This is a genomic window from Kitasatospora sp. NPDC089913, assembly GCF_044748625.1.
Lineage (GTDB): Bacteria > Actinomycetota > Actinomycetes > Streptomycetales > Streptomycetaceae > Kitasatospora.
In genome coordinates, this window is record NZ_JBIVGI010000013.1 from 28,065 (window position 1) to 44,234 (window position 16,170).

At 74.7% G+C, this 16,170-nt stretch carries 14 protein-coding genes; 6 read left to right on the forward strand and 8 right to left on the reverse strand.

Annotation, left to right across the window (positions count from 1 at the left end; translation table 11 throughout):
• The first annotated feature begins 321 nt into the window (after positions 1–321).
• The gene (locus ACIPYS_RS20695; RefSeq protein WP_400747853.1) at positions 322–1,260 is read left to right on the forward strand and encodes an alpha/beta hydrolase; all 939 of its coding nucleotides are present in this window, start codon (positions 322–324) and stop codon (positions 1,258–1,260) included.
• 538 nt (positions 1,261–1,798) lie between these two features.
• Here ACIPYS_RS20695 and ACIPYS_RS20700 read toward each other — a convergent pair.
• The 4 genes from ACIPYS_RS20700 to ACIPYS_RS20715 all read right to left on the reverse strand — a co-directional run bounded on the left by ACIPYS_RS20700 (position 1,799) and on the right by ACIPYS_RS20715 (position 6,677).
• On the reverse strand, positions 1,799–2,896 hold the full coding sequence (locus ACIPYS_RS20700; protein WP_400747855.1) for a hypothetical protein: 1,098 nt from the start codon (positions 2,894–2,896) through the stop codon (positions 1,799–1,801).
• Positions 2,897–2,970: 74 nt separating this feature from the next.
• Positions 2,971–4,662, reverse strand: coding sequence for a M48 family metalloprotease (locus ACIPYS_RS20705; protein WP_400747857.1), 1,692 nt, complete (start codon positions 4,660–4,662; stop codon positions 2,971–2,973).
• Positions 4,663–4,867: 205 nt separating this feature from the next.
• Complete coding sequence (locus ACIPYS_RS20710) at positions 4,868–5,530, reverse strand: response regulator (RefSeq protein ID WP_400747859.1); 663 nt, start codon at positions 5,528–5,530, stop codon at positions 4,868–4,870.
• A complete protein-coding gene (locus ACIPYS_RS20715) occupies positions 5,505–6,677 on the reverse strand; it encodes a sensor histidine kinase (RefSeq protein WP_400747861.1) in 1,173 nt (390 codons plus the stop codon). The genes ACIPYS_RS20710 and ACIPYS_RS20715 overlap by 26 nt, the downstream gene beginning before the upstream one ends.
• Before the next feature lie 174 nt (positions 6,678–6,851).
• Here ACIPYS_RS20715 and ACIPYS_RS20720 point away from each other — a divergent pair, with 174 nt between their 5' ends.
• Complete coding sequence (locus ACIPYS_RS20720; RefSeq protein ID WP_400747863.1) at positions 6,852–9,161, forward strand: MMPL family transporter; 2,310 nt, start codon at positions 6,852–6,854, stop codon at positions 9,159–9,161.
• Between the two features lie 664 nt (positions 9,162–9,825).
• The gene (locus tag ACIPYS_RS20725; protein WP_400747865.1) at positions 9,826–10,260 is read left to right on the forward strand and encodes an SRPBCC family protein; all 435 of its coding nucleotides are present in this window, start codon (positions 9,826–9,828) and stop codon (positions 10,258–10,260) included.
• 174 nt (positions 10,261–10,434) lie between these two features.
• On the opposite strand, the gene ACIPYS_RS20730 is transcribed toward ACIPYS_RS20725, so the two are convergent.
• Positions 10,435–10,917, reverse strand: coding sequence for an RrF2 family transcriptional regulator (locus ACIPYS_RS20730; protein WP_400747867.1), 483 nt, complete (start codon positions 10,915–10,917; stop codon positions 10,435–10,437).
• Between the two features lie 119 nt (positions 10,918–11,036).
• On the opposite strand from ACIPYS_RS20730, the gene ACIPYS_RS20735 reads away from it, so the two are divergent.
• Positions 11,037–11,777 carry an SDR family oxidoreductase gene (locus tag ACIPYS_RS20735; protein WP_400747869.1) on the forward strand — a complete coding sequence of 247 codons (741 nt, stop codon included), beginning with the start codon at positions 11,037–11,039 and terminating at the stop codon, positions 11,775–11,777.
• A 54-nt stretch (positions 11,778–11,831) separates the two neighbouring features.
• Here ACIPYS_RS20735 and ACIPYS_RS20740 read toward each other — a convergent pair whose 3' ends face one another.
• Genes ACIPYS_RS20740 through ACIPYS_RS20750 form a run of 3 tightly spaced genes read right to left on the reverse strand, consistent with a single transcriptional unit; the run spans position 11,832 to position 14,748 of the window.
• The gene (locus tag ACIPYS_RS20740) at positions 11,832–12,494 is read right to left on the reverse strand and encodes a lactate utilization protein C (RefSeq protein ID WP_400747871.1); all 663 of its coding nucleotides are present in this window, start codon (positions 12,492–12,494) and stop codon (positions 11,832–11,834) included.
• Positions 12,491–13,996 (reverse strand): LutB/LldF family L-lactate oxidation iron-sulfur protein, encoded by a 1,506-nt coding sequence (locus ACIPYS_RS20745; protein ID WP_400747873.1) that lies wholly within the window; start codon positions 13,994–13,996, stop codon positions 12,491–12,493. The genes ACIPYS_RS20740 and ACIPYS_RS20745 overlap by 4 nt, the downstream gene beginning before the upstream one ends.
• Positions 13,993–14,748, reverse strand: coding sequence for a (Fe-S)-binding protein (locus ACIPYS_RS20750; RefSeq protein ID WP_400747875.1), 756 nt, complete (start codon positions 14,746–14,748; stop codon positions 13,993–13,995). Before ACIPYS_RS20750 ends, ACIPYS_RS20745 begins: the two co-directional genes overlap by 4 nt.
• A gap of 142 nt (positions 14,749–14,890) precedes the next feature.
• Between ACIPYS_RS20750 and ACIPYS_RS20755 the strand changes: the two genes are divergently transcribed.
• A complete protein-coding gene (locus ACIPYS_RS20755; protein ID WP_093864304.1) occupies positions 14,891–15,634 on the forward strand; it encodes a FadR/GntR family transcriptional regulator in 744 nt (247 codons plus the stop codon).
• Between the two features lie 199 nt (positions 15,635–15,833).
• A complete protein-coding gene (locus ACIPYS_RS20760) occupies positions 15,834–16,115 on the forward strand; it encodes a hypothetical protein (RefSeq protein WP_093865461.1) in 282 nt (93 codons plus the stop codon).
• Positions 16,116–16,170: the final 55 nt, after the last annotated feature.

Below are 16,170 nucleotides of genomic sequence, written 5' to 3' on the forward strand. Positions count from 1 at the left end.
TTGTGCCGCGCTCCATGGCGAGCCCGTCGGCGCGGGGCGAGGCTGGAAGCAGTGTCCATCGAGCGGTGAGGAGGCCCGAGGACACGACCCGGCCCGGGGCAGCGACAGCCGTGCCGCCCCCTCCCGAAGGGTCACCGACGCCACCGCGTCGCCGGTCTCCACGACCGCTCGACCTCCCACGCCCGCCGTCCCGTCGACGGCCCGTACGGGTCGGCCTCACCGCCGGGCGGTCGTCCCCCCGACACCCTCGTCGGGGCGGACGGCCGCCCTGTCCTCCGCACCACCGGCCGTCCACGACGGCACGAACCAGGAGCGAACACCATGCCCGTCGACCCCGCCATCGCCGTCATGCTCGAACAGATCAACGCCCTGACCGCCGTTTCCGTCCGCGAGGCCGATCCCGAGTTCCTGCGCGAGGCCGACCGCCGGCTGCGCACGCTGGGGCCCGCGCCGGCGCCGATCGAGGTCGGGTCCGTCCAGGACACCGTCGTGGCCGGACCCGCCGGCGACATCCCGGTGCGGGTCTACCGGCCCGCCGGTGCCGGCCCCCACCCCACGGTCGCCTACTTCCACGGCGGCGGATGGACCATCGGCGACCTGGACAGCCACGACCTCGTCACCCGCCGGCTCTGCCGCGACGTCGAGGCCGTGGTGGTCGCCGTGCACTACCGCCGTGCTCCGGAGGACCCGTTCCCGGCCGCCTACGACGACTGCCTGGCCGTCGCCACCCATGTCGCCGACCACATCGATGCGTACGGCGGCGACCGCGACCGGCTCGCCGTCGCCGGCGACAGTGCCGGTGCCAACCTGGCCGCGGTCGTCGCGCTGGCCTTCCGCGACCAGCACCGCCCCCTTGCCGCCCAGCTGCTCGCCTACCCGGCCACCGACTTCGAGGGCTCCTATCCCTCCCGTGCCGAGTACGGCGAGGGTTACCTGCTGACCCTGGAGGCGCTCGACGACTTCAAGCACCTCTATGCCGGGGACGACCCCGCGGCACGCTCCGACAGTCGTCTCTCCCCGCTGCGCGCCGCGAGCCACCGGGGCCTGGCCCCCGCCGTGCTCGGCGTCGGTCAGTACGACCCGCTGCGCGACGAGGTGATGGCCTACGCCGAGGCCCTGCGCGCGGCCGGTGTCGAGGTCTTCGCCCGCGTCTACGACGGCCTGACCCACACCTTCCTCGGCCTGTTCGCGCTCTCCCCGGCCGCCGACGCCGCGGACGCGGAGCTGTTCGCCCAGCTCGAGCAGCGCCTCGCCGTGTGACCTGCGCCCACTGCCCGGACCCGGCCGCACACGCCCCGGAAGGGCCTTCGGCCGTGCAGCGCTCCGGCAGCGCTGCGTGCGGGATCCGAGCGGCCTCGCCGTGGGACCGCGCCCTGCGCGGTACGACGATCATCGTGCTCGCGATCCCGGCCGTCCACCGTCCCGGAGGGGGCAGGCGGGATCCCGGTGGCTGCGGCCGGTGCAGGCGGCGGCGACGACGGCGAGCGCAGTGGACCGGTTTCGCGAGCGGGCCGCCCGGCTCGTGGACGTACTGCGCCCTCGCCTCGGCCGCGCCCGGGGCGGCTCGTCGGACCCTCCGGGCCCGGTGCCGAAAGAGGGTGGTTTGCGGTGGCGGATCGGGGTGAGAAGAGGGTGCGGTGGGCGAGCGGTCCGGAGGGCGGACACCCCCTCTTCGCCGTCCGGACCGGCCCACCGCGTTCGGAGCCCGGCCGCCGTGACGACAGCGCACCGGTGGCCGGGCGTGCCGGCGACCTGGCGTCCCGGCGACCCCGCTGCCCGGGGCCGCCGGCACGTCGGGTCAGGCGGCCGGCTGAGGCTCCTTCGCGGCGAAGCGGGCCGCGACGGCCCGGATGTGGCAGTAGTAGGCGGCCGGGTCCTCCGAGTAGCGCCAGGGCAGTGCGTCGACGTAACCGTCGACGAGCCGGAACTGGGCCAGGGCCTCGGCCGGCCGGTCCGTCATGGTGTAGCACCAGCCGAGCAGGTGACGGATCTCTGCGGCCCGGGGGTGCCCGGCCGGGGCGGCGTCCACGGCGCGGCGGGCCGCGTCCACGGCCGACCGCGCGTACGGGGTGGACCAGTAGGCGCCCTCGTTGTCGTCGGGCTCGTGCTCGAAGAGCGCGACCAGGCGCATGCCCGCGAGCAGGCTGCCCTCGGGGGCGTCGGTGGCGGCGCGGTCGGCGAAGGCGTTGGCCTCCTCCTCGGAGCCGTGCCACTTGGCGGACCAGTACTGCACGGCGGCATAGTGCGCCGGGTACAGGTGCGGGTCACGGGCGGTCAGCCCGGCCCAGACCCGGTCGAACTCGGCCGGCGGGTAGTTGAGGCCGAGGGCGATCCAGAGCTCGGTGGTCCACGGCAGCGGGTCCTGCGGGGCGATCTCCTGTGCCTCGCGGGCGGCGGTCCGGGCCTCGGTGAGCACCCGGTGGAAGCCGGCGGCCCGCTCGTCGCTGGTGTCCTCGGCGTACGCCGCGCCGCGCAGGCGCCAGGCGAGCTTCACCAGGGCCTCGGCGTGGACGACGGCGGCGTCCCGGTCCCCGGGCCGTTCGGCCCGCCAGGCCCGGAGCCAGTCGTCCTGCTCGGCGCCCGCGTCGGCCAGTTCCTCGACGAAACGGTAGCGCCGGTCCGCGTCGGGCCCGGCTCCGGCGAGCTGTTCTGCACAGGCGCGCCAGTCGCCGCGGTCGGCGGCGGCGCGCAGGGCGTCGAGTTCGGGGGCGGCGCAGGCCCGGTCGGTGTTCTGCTGCTCCTCGGGCAGCAGGCCGTACTCGGTGACGACGCGCTCGTGCCAGGAATCGATTTCGGCCTGCTTGCGGGCGGTGTAGCGGTTGAGCGCCCAGGTGAGGAGCTTGAGTGCGCCGACGGAGACGACGCTGACGAGGATGACGACGACGGGGACTGGCATGGTGAACCTTGTGGATCGTGGATCTCGGAAGGGGCCGGGCCGGAGGCCGGGTCAGGGGCCGGTGCGGAGCCGGATCAGGGGACGGTGACGGTCGCCGGGGCGGCGGGGAGTCCGGCCTCGGTGAGCACGGCGCGGAGGGCGGTGGTGTCCGGGCTGTCGGCGCAGGCCGCATCGAGGGCGGTGGTGAGCCGCTCGCCCAGGCCGTCGGGCAGCCGCAGCCGGGCCGGTCCGGACCAGGACAGCTCCCAGCCGGACAGCCCGGCGTCGACCAGGGCGAGCACGGTGAGTCCGGAGAGGGCGCCGCGCAGGACCGGGCGGGCCAGTTCACGGGCGGCCCGGCCGGTCGCCGCACGGGCCTCCGGACCGAGCGGCAGCCGCTCGACGAGTTCCTGGGCGCGTCCGGCGTCGATGGCGTCCAGCGCGGCGCCGACGGTGGGCGCCAGCCCGAGGGCGGCCAGCGCGTCGCGCAGCGGGCGGGTGGACTCGCGGCAGTCGGCGAGCAGCGAGCGGTGCACCAGCGCCGGCCAGTCGACGCGCTCCTTGCGGGCGGCCTCGGGGACCAGGCTGACGACCTCCAGCGCGGCGAGGACCTGCTCGGCGTCGTGCAGCAGGCCGAGGGCGGGGGCGGTGCTGCCGGCACCGCGGCCGTCGTCGGGCAGGGCCTCGACGGCGGCGACCCGGAGTTCGATAGGCGGGTGCGAGTCGTAGGGGTCGGGCTCGCTCCCGGGCAGTTCGAGGGCCATGGCGTCGAGTTCGGCGCGGCGCTCGGGGTCGGTGAGCAGGTGGGCGAGGCCGCCGTAGAACTGCCCGGCGGGCGGCAGGAGACCGGCCTCCCAGCCGAGGGTTGCGTAGTGGCCGAGGTAGAAGTCCTGGGCCGCGTCGAGTGCGGGGATCCGGCGCAGCGCGGAGGCGGTGGCGTCGCGTCCGGAGAGCCTGGCGGCGACCAGGTCGGCGGCGTACTCCTGGCGGCGGCCGACCGCCTCGGAGACCCGGAAGTAGAGCTTGCCGTACTGGGTGAAGAGCTTGGCGAGCACCCGGTCGACGCCGCCGGTGGCCTCCTCGGCGGAGACCTTGCGGCCCTGGGCGAGCCGCTTGTCGGCCTTGGCCTGGAGCTTGGCGGCCTCCTTGGCCTGGTGGGCGTCGGCACGCTCGTGCAGACCGCCGACGGTGCGCAGGAGGGCGGTGCGGCCAGCCAGGGTCAGCCCGGCCAGGCGGACGTCCTGGTTGCTGTAGTGCCCGAACTCGTGCGCCAGGACGGCCTCCAGCTCCGCCTCGGTGAGGCCGAGCAGCAGGGGGACGCCGATCACCAGGTGGCGCTTGCCGGGCACCAGGCCGAGGAACCTGGTCTCCTCCCGGACGCCCGCGTTGACCTCAGGGACGAGTCGGATCTCGGCCGGACCGCGGATGCCGGTGCGCTCGGAGATCCGGTCGACCGCGGCCCACAGCCGGGGCTGTTCCTCGCGGGTGACCGGCAGTCCGGGCAGCTCGCGGTCGTCCCGGCGGTTGCGGGTGAGGAAGACGACCCGGACGACCGGGTAGGCGATGACGGCGCTGACGGCCCAGATCTTCAGCAGGGCCGGGCGCAGCTCGCCGGAGGCCAGGTAGAGGCTGACGTCGAGGGCGACCAGTGCGGCGACGATGCCGAGGGCGAGCAGGTAGAAGCCGGCGAGCATGGCGACTGCCGTCAGGGCCCTGACGGAGGTGCTCATGCCGGAGGAGGTCATGCCGGAGGAGGGCCTGCCGACGGCAGGCTGGGACGCGCCCATGCGGGTTCCTTCGTCGGGGAGCGCGCCACGGGACGGTGGCGGCGCGGGAGGGATCTGGTGCTGAACGTGTGTTCGGCAGGTGAGCATGGTAGCTGCCGGGACTGACGTTCTCCCACCCGTTTCCTGTCCGTGACCTGCGGTTTCCTGATGCCGGCGCACCTGCGCCCGCTCGGGCTCGGGCCCCGGCTCCGGCTCAGGCTCAGGCTCAGGCCCCGGGGAGGATACGGCGCGTCTCGTAGGCCCACATCGCGATCTCGACCCGGTTGCGGGCGCCGAGCTTGGCCATCAGGCTGGCCAGATGCGTCTTCACCGTGCTGAGGCTGATGCGCAGCGCGTCGGCGATCTCGGTGTTGGTAAGCCCGCGGGCGACGGCGAGCAGCACCTGCTCCTCGCGGGCGGTGACGGGGGAGACCGGCTGGGCCGCGGGCCGGCCGGCGGGCAGGTCCGCGAACGCCCGGAGCAGCCGGACGGTGACGCTGGGCGCGATGAGCGCCTCACCGTCGGACGCCGACCGTACGGCCTGCGCGAGGAGGTCCGGTCCGGTGTCCTTGAGGAGGAAGCCGCGGGCACCGGCCCGCAGCGCGCCGTAGACGTACTCGTCGAGGTCGAAGGTGGTGATGACGACCACGGCCAGCGGGTCGGCGACACCCGGACCGGCGATCAGCCGGGTGGCCTCGAGCCCGTCGAGCGAGGGCATGCGGATGTCGAACAGACAGACGTCGGGGCGCAGTTCGCGGGCCAGCCGGACCGCCTCGCGTCCGTCGGCCGCCTCGCCGACCACCTCGATGCCGGGCTGGGCGTTCAGGATGATCCGCAGCCCGGTGCGGATGATCGTCTGGTCGTCAGCGACGAGGACGCGAATGGGCACCGCGCTCGCTCCTCGCGCTCGGCAGTTCGGCTTCGACGTGCCAGCCCCGGTCGGTTCCCGGGCCGGCCCGTAGCGTGCCGCCGAGCAGGGTCGCGCGCTCCCGCAGTCCGGTGAGTCCGTACCCGTCACGGCCCCGGCCGGTGCGCCGGCCGTCGTCGCGCACGCTCACCCGTACGGTGTGCCCTTGCGCGGCGACCCGGACGACGAGCTCGGTCGCGTCGACCGCGTGGCGCAGCGTGTTGGTCACCGACTCCTGCACGATCCGGTAGACGGCCGCGTCCACGGCCGGTGGCAGCGCGTCGAGTTCGCCGTCGAGCCCGAGGTCGACCCTGAGGCGGCCACCCGGTGTGCGCACCAGGCGTTCCAGGTCGGTGACCCCGGCAGGGGGCGCCAGCTCGGCGCCGACCCCGCGGTCGCGCAGCGCGGCGACCATGGCGCGCATCTCCTCGAGCGTGCGCGCCCCTTCCTCCTCGACCCCCTCCAGGGCCGTGACCGCGGCGGACGGGTCGGTGCCCGCGAGCACCCGGCCCGCCTGGGCGATGATCACCATGGCCGACACGTGGTGGGCCACCGTGTCGTGCAGTTCCCGGGCGAGCCGCTCGCGCTCGCGGGAGCGCACCTGCTCCGACTGCCGCTCGCGAGCGGTCACCCGGAACCGCACGGCGGACCCGACCGCGCCGGGCAGCAGCAGGAAGACGAAGCCCATGATCCTCTCGGCGACCGGCGCCGGGTCCGCGAGGACACACAGCGAGCCGACCGCGAGGGTCACCGCGCCACCCAGCACGATCTCGCGTCCCGATCCCCACCGGGGCAGCGCGTACACCAGCACCAGCACGACGGCGCCGGTGTTCAGGCCGACGGGCTCGCCCCGGGCGGCGACGAGCGAGGCCACCGGAAGCAGGGCCACCGAGCCGAACGCCAGCGTCACCACCGTCAGCGGGTGGGTCCGGCGCCACAGGGACAGCAGGCACAGCCAGACGGCGACGGCCACCGCCACCGGCCGCCACACGACGTCCTCGCGCAGCACGGCCTCGAGCGCCACAGCGGCGAGGCTCGCGGCAAGCAGCGCCCAGTCCCGCCGCAGCCGGGCGGGAGGGTCGGGCGGCCGGGGTTCGGTCCACAGGGTTCGCAGGTCGTCTCGGAGCACGGTTCCCAGCCTAGGGACCGCGGCGCGCGGCGCATCGGCCGAAAGGACGGGTCGTCACCCCGACCCGGGGCCGACGGAACCGCGGCCCGCGGGCCGATGCCTCGGAGCGCGATGGCGACGAACCTCGGCATCGTCGGCCCACAAGGACGGCCGACGACGTGGTTGGAGGACCCGATGCTCTCGAAAGCCCTGTTGCGCCTGGGCACAAGCGCCGCCCGCCGTCCCTGGCGGGTGATCGCGGCATGGCTGGCCGTCGCCGCGCTCGCCGTGCTCGCCGCCGTCGCCCTCGGCGGGCGGACCGCGGACTCGATGACCGCGCCGGGGCTGGACTCCCGGCGGGCCGCGGAACTGATCGAGCGGGCCGGCACCGGCCAGGAGGGCATGACCGCCCAGGTGGTCGTCACCCCCCTCGCGGACGGTGCGACGTTCCTCGACGACGTCGGCGCGCGTTCCGCTCTGACCCGGCTGCGGGCCGAGGTGACGCGGCTGCCGCACGTGCTCGGCGCGAGCGACCCGGTGGGCGCCCTCGACGCGGGCGGGGACACCGCCGTGCGCGGCGGCCTCGTCTCGGCCGACGGGCGGACCGCGGTCGTCCGGGTGCAGTACCCCGACCAGAGCCGGCTGTCCGCCGAGGACCTCGACGCCCTGGTCGGCCTCGGTGACCGGCTGCGCGCCGAACTGCCCCTGCGCGTCGAGATGGGCGGCAACCTCTTCTACGCGTTCTCCGACCCCGACGGCGGTGCGAGCGAACTGATCGGCCTTCTCGCCGCGGCCACGATCCTGTTCCTGGCGTTCGGTTCGCTCGTCGCGGCCGCGCTGCCGATCGGCATGGCGGTGTTCGGGCTGACCGTCGGGGTCGCCACGATGACGGTCCTGGCGGGGGTGACGGACGTCCCCGCCTTCGCACCGGTCCTGGGCAGCATGGTCGGGCTCGGGGTGGGGATCGACTACGCGCTGTTCGTGCTCGCCAGGCACCGTGAGTACCTGGCGCGCGGGCTCGATCCGCGCGAGGCGGCCGGACGGGCGGTGGCCACGGCGGGGCGGCCCGTGGTCTTCGCCGGCGGCACCGTCGTCGTGTCGATCCTCGGCATGGCGGTCGCGAACGTGCCGTTCATGACCGTGGGCGGCCTGGCCGTCTCGATCGTCGTGCTGACCATGGTGCTGGCGTCGGTGACGCTGCTGCCGGCCTTCCTCGGCGCGGCCGGACCGCGGCTGGGCCGGGCCGGCCGGATCGCCGGGGCGCTTCGGGCGGTTCGGCCCGGCCCCTCAGGCCGACGGCGGCACGCCGGGACGGGCGTCGCCCCCGCCGCCGGGTGGCGGCGCTGGATCGCGCACGTCGCCCGGCACCCCGTGCCCTACGCGGTCGGCGCGGCGGGCGTGCTGCTGACGGCGACGCTGCCCGTGCTCGCCCTGCGCGTCGGCCTGCCCGACGACGGGTCCCTGCCCCCGAGCCGCACCGAGCGCCGCGCGTACGACCTCGTGGCCGAGGGCTTCGGCCCGGGTACCAACGGACCCCTCGTCGTCGCCGCGGACCCCGCCGGTGATCCGGCCGTGCTGGACCGCCTCACCGCGACGCTCGCGGCCGATCCGGGCATCGCCTCCGTCGCGCCGACGCACATCGACCCGGCCACCGGCATCGCGACCCTCGTGGTGTTCCCGACCACCGGCCCGCAGGAGAGGGCCACGGCCGACACCATCGCCCGGCTGCGCACCGAGGTGCTGCCCACGGCGATCGGGCCCGGCCCGGCCAGGGCCCATGTCGGCGGCGCCGCCGCGAGCCTGTCCGACGTGGGCCGGCGCACCAGCGAACGCCTGCCGGTGTTCGTCGCCGCCGTGCTGGCGATGTCGTTCCTGCTGCTGATGCTGGTCTTCCGCTCGGTCCTCGTACCGCTCAAGGCCGTCCTGCTGAACCTGCTGAGCATCGGCGCGGCCTACGGCGTCATGGTCGCGGTGTTCCAGTGGGGCTGGGGAGGCGCGCTCATCGGGCTGGAAGCGACGGTTCCGATCGTCTCGTTCATCCCGATGTTCCTCTTCGCCATCCTGTTCGGCCTGTCGATGGACTACGAGGTGTTCCTCCTCTCCCGGGTGCGCGAGGAGTACCTGCGCACCGGCGACAACGGCACGGCGGTCGTCGAGGGCGTCTCGGGCACCGCCCGGACCATCACCTCGGCCGCCCTCATCATGGTGGCGGTGTTCCTGTCCTTCGCCGTCACCGACGACCCCTCCACCAAGATGTTCGGGCTCGGCCTGGCCACCGCGATCCTCGTCGACGCCACGCTCGTCCGCATGGTGCTGGTCCCGGCGACCATGACCCTCCTCGGCCGCGCCAACTGGTGGCTGCCGAGGTGGCTGGACCGGGCCCTTCCCGGCGGCGGGGCCGGCGTCGGCGCCGGTGCCGCCCCGGCCGCCACCGGCGTCGCCGCCGTGGACGCTGCCGTGCAATCGCCCAGCGGGGCCGCGCGTCCACGTCCGGCCGACCGCTGACCCGACGCCCTGGTCTCCCTCGGGTGCTCGCGGGCCCTCGGCCCACTGCCCGAGGGCGGTTGAGCCCCGACACCGGCCGTCGTCGGGGCGACTGTCCCGGGCCTGGCGAGGCGGTGCGTTTCGGGGTGGGGGCAGGAGATCTTACGGTCCGTAAGCCGAAGAATGGCTCTCGCTCCCCGGGGGTGGGCCGAAGATTTTGTTGTTTCGTCAGCTCGCTGCGGTCCTGACGAGCACCGGGACGGGTCGATGTCCCGGATCGGCGGGGCGCTGATGCCCGCACGGCACGAGGCAGCCGTTCCTGTCGAAGACCTTGGAGGCGTCGGCCGAGTTCACCCGTACCTTGGTGCCCCGAGCACGGACGGCGACACTGGCTCCCGGGAAACCGAGCGGCCGGGCCTGCGGCCATCGGGCAGTGGGTTGCCGCAGTGCCGCCGGGGCCCGTCGTGGCAGGGCTTGCGCACGACTGCCCGGCTGCAGGGTTCTCGGGATGCCGCGCCTGCTCGGGGACGGCACGCCGGCTGTCCTGGTCGCCCCGACCTGGGTTCGACGTCGCGGCGTACGAGACCGTCCCAACCGGCATTCCGGCCGGGACGGCGGTGGTGGTGCCGCCCGACGAGTACGGCGGCCCGGCCCTTCGGGGGCGGGCGGCGCTACGGTGGTCCGCATGGCCCGTTTCGTGCTGAACCGCCGTTCGCCGCTGCCTCCGGCCGACTGCTGGGAGCGGCTGACCGCCTGGCCCCGGCACGGGGAGCGGGTGCCGTTCACCCGGGTCGGTGTCGCCCGCGGTACCGGCCGGGAGGTCGGTGACCTCGTCCTCGCGCGCACCTCCCTCGGGCCGCTGGGCTTCGACGACCCGATGGAGATCGTCGAGCTGGTACCGCCCGGACCGGGCCGCGACGGGCTCTGCCGGCTCGCCAAACGCGGCCGCCCGGTGCGCGGCGGGGCCGTGCTGGGGGTCCGTGCTGCGGGCGGCGGCAGTGCGGTTTCCTGGTCGGAGGAGCTGCGGATCACCGGGCTGCCCGGCTTCACCGACCCGTTCGTCGCGTCCGCCGCCAGGTTGGTTTTCGGGCGGGTGCTCGACCGGTTGTTGGAGCCGTAGCCCCGGCTGCGAGCCGTGCCCGGACCGGGATCCCGCTCCGGGCACGCCCGTAGGGTCAGCCGCCGGTGCGGTCCGGGTGGTGCCACTCCACCAGCACGGTCGTGGCGTCGTCGCGCGGCCGGTGCGAGGGCGCAGCGGTGCCCCGGCGGCCCCGGACCGGGCCGCGCCCGCGGATCAGTCGGGGTCGCGGGCCAGCCAGGCGCCGACGGTGGGCAGTGCCTCGGGTCCGCTGCCGGCGGCGACGGACGCGGCGAGGTCGGCGATCGTGACGGCGGCCAGTGAGGCGCGCCAGGCCGCGTCGGCGGCGCCCATCACCCGGGCGATGGGGCACGGCCCGGTGCACTGCTCGGGCGGGGTACCCAGCGGGCCGCGTTGGCGGATCTCGGTGCAGACGAAGGCGGGGTCCGCCCCGTCGACGGCCTGCACCACGTCCAGCACGGATATCCCGGCGGGTGCCCGGGTGAGGACGTAGCCGCCGGTCTTGCCCTGCACCGAGTGCACCAGGCCCGCGCGGGACAGGGCCTGGAGCTGTTTGGCCAGGTAGCTGGGCGACACGTCGTGCAGCGCGGCCAGCCGGGCGGCCGGCACCGGCTCCGCGGCCGCGGTCAGCACCACGCAGCAGTGCAGCGCCCACTCCACGCCACCCGACAGCTTCATTCCGCCTCCCTCTGGCTCGCGTTTGACTCGGACAAAGGATATCCGAGTAGTATCTCGGATAGAACTTGTCCGAGTTTTGGTCGGGCGTTCGCGCCCGGCCGGTGAAGGAAGGCACTCCCATGAAGATCACCGTCATCGGTACCGGCCTGATCGGATCCCAGCTCGCCGCCGAGCTCGCCGCCCGGGGCCACGAGGTGACGACCGCCTCGCTCTCCTCCGGCGTCGACCTGCTGACCGGATCCGGTCTCGACGGGGCGCTCGCCGGCGCGGAGGTGGCCGTCAACGTCACCAACTCGCCCACCTTCGACGAGCAGTCGATCGCGTTCTTCCGCACCACGGTCGGCAACCTGCTGGCCGCGGGCGAGCGGGCCGGCGTGCGCCACCAGGTCGCGCTCTCCATCGTCGGCGTCGACCTGGTCCCGGACCTCGCCTACTACCGCGCCAAGACGCTCCAGGAGGAGCTGCTGCGCGGCGGCCCGACGCCCTGGTCGATCGTGCGCGCCACCCAGTTCTTCGAGTTCGTCGAACCGACGATGTCCTGGACCTCGGACGAGGACGCCGTGCGCCTGCCCGCGACGCCGATCCAGCCGATCGCCAGCGCCGACGTCGTCACCGCGCTCGCCGACGTGGCCACCGGGGCGCCGCTCGGCGGCACCGTGGACGTCGCGGGCCCCGACCGGTTCACGCTCGACGAGATCGGCCGGCTCACCCTGGCCGCCCGCGGCGACCGCCGCCCCGTGCTGGTCGACGACCGGGCGGGCCTGTTCGCCGCCGTCCCCGGCGACGTGCTCACACCGGGTGCCGGTGCCCGGCTGGCCCCCACCCGCTACCGGGACTGGCTGGCGGCGACGGCCGGCTGACCGCCGGCCGCCGCACAACCGGGGTCCGCCGCACCCGGGCGGTCCGCTCCGCCGTCAGCCGGTCCGGTCCGCCACCAGGACGACGTCCAGCCGCCGCGGGCCGTGCACGCCCTCCACCCGGTCGAGCTCGATGTCGCTGGTCGCGGACGGCCCCGAGATCCAGGTCTGCGGGCGGGCGGGGTCGAGCCGGGGCAGCGCGCGCGGCAGCGAGGCCACCACCTGGTCGGCGCGCACCACGCAGATGTGGTGGTCCGGTACGAGAGTGAGCACACGCCGGCCCTGGGCGGCCCCCGCGTCCAGCACGATGGTGCCGGTCTCGGCGACGGCCAGGGCGCAGCCGGTGAGCGCGCTGTCGACCCGGTCCAGCTGCGCCGCCGTGAGGCCGGCGCCGTCGGTGACCAGTCGCACGTCCTCGACGGCGGCCAGCCACGTCGCGGGCAGGTCGGCCGGGACGGCCAGCGAGCCGGCGCCCCGCTCCGCCAGCAGCCGGGCGATCAGCTCCGGCAGTTCGCGGTCGGTGGAGCGGTGGACGACCGCCCGGTAGTCGGCGAGGTTCTCGGCGAGTACGGCGATCAGGGTGGCCGGATCCTCCGCCAGGTGGGACACGAGGCAGTCGCGCCGTACCTCGGCGTCGGGGTCCGCGTCCGCCGCCCCGGCCGGTCGGTCGGCGAGCGCGGTACGGATCCTGGCGAGCACCTGCTCCCGGGAGTCGCTCATTCGGGATCGTTCCCCTCCGTGCGGTTCTCGTTCTCTGTAAGTTTCTCGACCGTGCGCTTCGCGGCCGTGCCGTCCCCGCCCGCCCGGTCGGCCTTCCACCAGTCGCGGAAGGTCCGGTCGGGCAGCTCGGGCAGGTCCCGGGTGTCGCTCCAGGCCTTGGCCGGACCGGGCAGCGGCAGCCGGCGCGGGTGCAGCCGGCGGGTCCTCGCGGCGGTCCGGGCGGCCGCCCCGTAGGCCGCCGGGTGGTCCAGCAGCCAGGTCGCGGCCTTGATCACGGCGCGTTCGGCGCGGTGGCCGCCGGCCTTCTCCGCGACCTGCTCGCGCAGGTGGACCAGGACCTCGGGGATGTCGATGGCGACCGGGCACACCTCGTAGCAGGCCCCGCAGAGCGAGGAGGCGTACGGCAGCGAGGCGTCCACCTCGCTCCGCAGTCCCCGCAGCTGGGGGGTGAGGATGGCGCCGATGGGTCCCGGGTACGGCGAGCCGTAGGCGTGTCCGCCCGCCCGCTCGTACACCGGGCAGACGTTGAGGCAGGCCGAGCAGCGGATGCACCGCAGCGCCTGCCGGCCGACCTCGTCGGCCAGGGTCTCGGTGCGGCCGTTGTCCAGCAGCACGAGGTGGAACTCGCGCGGGCCGTCGCCCTCGGTGGTGCCGGTCCAGATCGAGGTGTAGGGGTTCATCCGCTCGGCCGTGGAGGAGCGCGGCAGCAGTTGCAGGAACACCTCCAGGTCGCGCCAGGTCGGGACCACCTTCTCGATGCCGACCACCGAGATCAGCGTCTCGGGCAGGGTCAGACACATCCGGCCGTTGCCCTCGGACTCGACGACCACCAGGCTTCCGGTCTCCGCGACGAGGAAGTTGGCCCCGGACACGGCGACCTTGGCCCGGAGGAACTTCTCCCGCAGGTGGAGGCGGGCGGCCTCGGCCAGTTCGGCGGGGGAGTCGGACAGCCCGTCGGGCGCGGGCCGCCCCCAACGGCCCATCGCCTCCCGGAAGATGTCGCGGATCTCGCCCCGGTTGCGGTGGATCGCCGGGACCAGGATGTGCGAGGGCAGGTCGTCGCCCAGCTGCACGATGAGTTCGGCCAGGTCCGTCTCGTACGCGGTGATGCCCTCGGCGGCCAGGGCCTCGTTGAGGCCGATCTCCTGGGTGGCCATCGACTTGACCTTGACGACCTCGCGCTCGCCCTTGGCCTTCACCAGTCCGGCCACGATCCGGTTGGCCTCGGCGGCGTCCGCCGCCCAGTGGACGGTGCCGCCGGCCGCGGTGACGGCCGCCTCCGCCCGGAGCAGGTAGTGGTCCAGCCGGTGCAGCGTCCGGTCCTTGATCTCCTTGCCGGCCTGGCGCAGCTGTGCCCAGTCGGAGAGCTCGGTGACCGCCTTGGCGCGCTTGTCGCGGATCGTGCGGGTGGCGCGGGTGAGGTTGGCGCGCAGGCGGGTGTCCCGGGTGCTGACGGCCGCGGCCTTCGGGAAGGCGGGCATGCCGAGGTAGGTGCCGCTCATGCCGCCGTCTCCTTCTCGGTGCTGGCCAGGATCTCGGCCAGGTGGACCGTGCGCAGCGGGGCGTCCTGCCGCCGGAGCGTGCCGCCGAGGTGCATCAGGCAGGAGTTGTCCGCGCCGCAGAGCACCTCGGCCCCGGTGGAGAGCGCGTTGCGCACCTTGTCCGCGCCCATCGCGGCGGAGACGGCCGGGTTCTTGACCGAGAAAGTGCCGCCGAAGCCGCAGCACTCCTCCGCGCCCGGCAGCTCCACCAGGGTCAGCCCCTTCACGGCGCGCAGCAGGGCCTGCGGGCGGTCGCCGAGCCCGAGCATCCGCAGGCCGTGGCAGGACGGGTGGTAGGTGACGGTGTGCGGGTAGTACGCGCCGACGTCGGTGACGCGCAGGACGTCGACCAGGAACTCGGTCAGCTCGTACACCTTCGGGGCGAGCGTCGCGGCGGCGTCGGCCAGTCCGCCGCCGCGGCCCTCGGCGCGGGCGGCGGCGCCGATCCGCGGGTAGTTGTCACGGATCATCGCCGCACAGGAGCCGGACGGGGTGACCACGTAGTCGTGGTCGGCGAACGCGGTGGCGGTGCGCCGGACCAGGGGCTCGGTCTCGCGTCGGTAGCCGGTGTTGAACTGCGGCTGGCCGCAGCAGGTCTGGGCGGCGGGGAAGTCGACCTCGACGCCGAGGCGCTCCAGCAGGCTCACCACCGCCCGCCCGGTTTCCGGGTACACCGCGTCGTTGACGCAGGTGACGAAGAGGGCAACACGCATCGCGGCTCCAAGGGCGGCGGTTCTGGGCTTTGGTCTGACCATAGATGGTGAGGAAGGGCGATGTACAGAACCGCCCGGCATATGGTCAGACCAAGGTCGGGGATCGGGCTACGATGACCCCGGATCGTTCGGAGGAGGGCACATGGCGGAAACGGCGGGCTGGGAACCGGTCCCGCGCACACGCACGTACGAGCTGGTGCTCGCCCGCATCGAGGAGCAGATCCTCGCCGGGAAGCTGCGCGTGGGCGACCGCCTGCCCCCGGAGCGGGAGCTGGTCGAGCTCCTCGGGGTCAGCCGGGCGGCCATCCGTGAGGCCCTGCGCGTGCTGGAGGCCCAGGGAGCCGTCCGCTCCCGGGTCGGCACCGGGCCGGACTCCGGCACCGTGATCGCCGCCGTCCCGGGCGAGGGCCTCAGCCAGCTCCTGCGCCTGCACCTCGCCCTGGCCAACTTCCCGCTCGCCGATGTCTTCGAACTCCGGGCGAGCCTGGAGCGCTCCAGCGCCCGCCTCGCGGCCGCCTGCGCCGGTGCCGACGACCTCGCCCGCCTGCGCGAGCCGCTGCTCCGCATGGACGAGCCGGGTGTCGAGCTCGAACGGTTCAACGAGCACGACACCGCCTTCCACGTCGCACTCGCCGAAGCGGCGGGCAACCGGCTGGTCGCCGACCTCACCGTGGCCGTCCGCAACGCCGTGCGGCACACCATCCTCGCCGCCTCCCGCCGACTGCCGGACTGGGAGGCCGAGGCGGCGAAGCTGCGTGCCGAGCACCACGCCATCTACGAGGCCGTCGCCGCCGGGGACGCGGAGCGGGCCGGCGACCTGGTCGAGGCGCACGTCCGCGCCTTCCACCGAGTGATCGCCGCCTCGGAGCCCGACCCGGCGGGGTGACGGACCGTCGCCCGGGCTCGAGGCCCTCTCCCGGTCGGGCCGCCCTCGCGGCGCCGGACCCGCGTGCTGCCACGATCCTCGGCCGAAGGGTCGACCGGGGACGGTGCGCGTCGTCCGCGTGGTCGTCGGCGTGGCCGGGCCCGTGCTCGAGCTCGAGGGGCATTCCGGTCCGCTCCCGGCCCCGGCTATGGTGGCGGGCATGACGTACCGCGTGCAGTTCACCGTCGAGGCCAAGGCGACCATTGACGCCCTGCCCGCCGAGCGTCGCGACCTTCTGGAGCGCGCCCTGGGCGTGCTCGCCCGCGACCCGTACCACAAGACCGCGACGGCACCCATCGGCCCCGACGAGCACCTGCGCAAGGCCTACGCCGCCCCCGGCGTCGTGGTGGAGTTCATGGTCGCCGACCACGTCCTGGTCGTCGTCGTCCTCCAGATCTTCGACGAGCTCCAGTACCTGATCGACGAAACCGACGCCCGCTGATTTCCCTCCTCGTTCCTCGCGCAGGCGGGCGGTCAGAAACTCCCGCCGTCCCTCA

Excerpts from the sequence above, each read along its gene's own strand:
- ACIPYS_RS20695 (WP_400747853.1), top strand. The coding sequence starts at position 322 with ATGCCCGTCGACCCCGCCATCGCCGTCATGCTCGAACAGATCAACGCC.
- ACIPYS_RS20700 (WP_400747855.1), bottom strand. The coding sequence starts at position 2,896 with ATGCCAGTCCCCGTCGTCGTCATCCTCGTCAGCGTCGTCTCCGTCGGC.
- ACIPYS_RS20705 (WP_400747857.1), bottom strand. The coding sequence starts at position 4,662 with ATGGGCGCGTCCCAGCCTGCCGTCGGCAGGCCCTCCTCCGGCATGACC.
- ACIPYS_RS20720 (WP_400747863.1), top strand. The coding sequence starts at position 6,852 with ATGCTCTCGAAAGCCCTGTTGCGCCTGGGCACAAGCGCCGCCCGCCGT.
- ACIPYS_RS20725 (WP_400747865.1), top strand. The coding sequence starts at position 9,826 with ATGGCCCGTTTCGTGCTGAACCGCCGTTCGCCGCTGCCTCCGGCCGAC.
- ACIPYS_RS20730 (WP_400747867.1), bottom strand. The coding sequence starts at position 10,917 with ATGAAGCTGTCGGGTGGCGTGGAGTGGGCGCTGCACTGCTGCGTGGTG.
- ACIPYS_RS20735 (WP_400747869.1), top strand. The coding sequence starts at position 11,037 with ATGAAGATCACCGTCATCGGTACCGGCCTGATCGGATCCCAGCTCGCC.
- ACIPYS_RS20740 (WP_400747871.1), bottom strand. The coding sequence starts at position 12,494 with ATGAGCGACTCCCGGGAGCAGGTGCTCGCCAGGATCCGTACCGCGCTC.
- ACIPYS_RS20745 (WP_400747873.1), bottom strand. The coding sequence starts at position 13,996 with ATGAGCGGCACCTACCTCGGCATGCCCGCCTTCCCGAAGGCCGCGGCC.
- ACIPYS_RS20750 (WP_400747875.1), bottom strand. The coding sequence starts at position 14,748 with ATGCGTGTTGCCCTCTTCGTCACCTGCGTCAACGACGCGGTGTACCCG.
- ACIPYS_RS20755 (WP_093864304.1), top strand. The coding sequence starts at position 14,891 with ATGGCGGAAACGGCGGGCTGGGAACCGGTCCCGCGCACACGCACGTAC.
- ACIPYS_RS20760 (WP_093865461.1), top strand. The coding sequence starts at position 15,834 with ATGACGTACCGCGTGCAGTTCACCGTCGAGGCCAAGGCGACCATTGAC.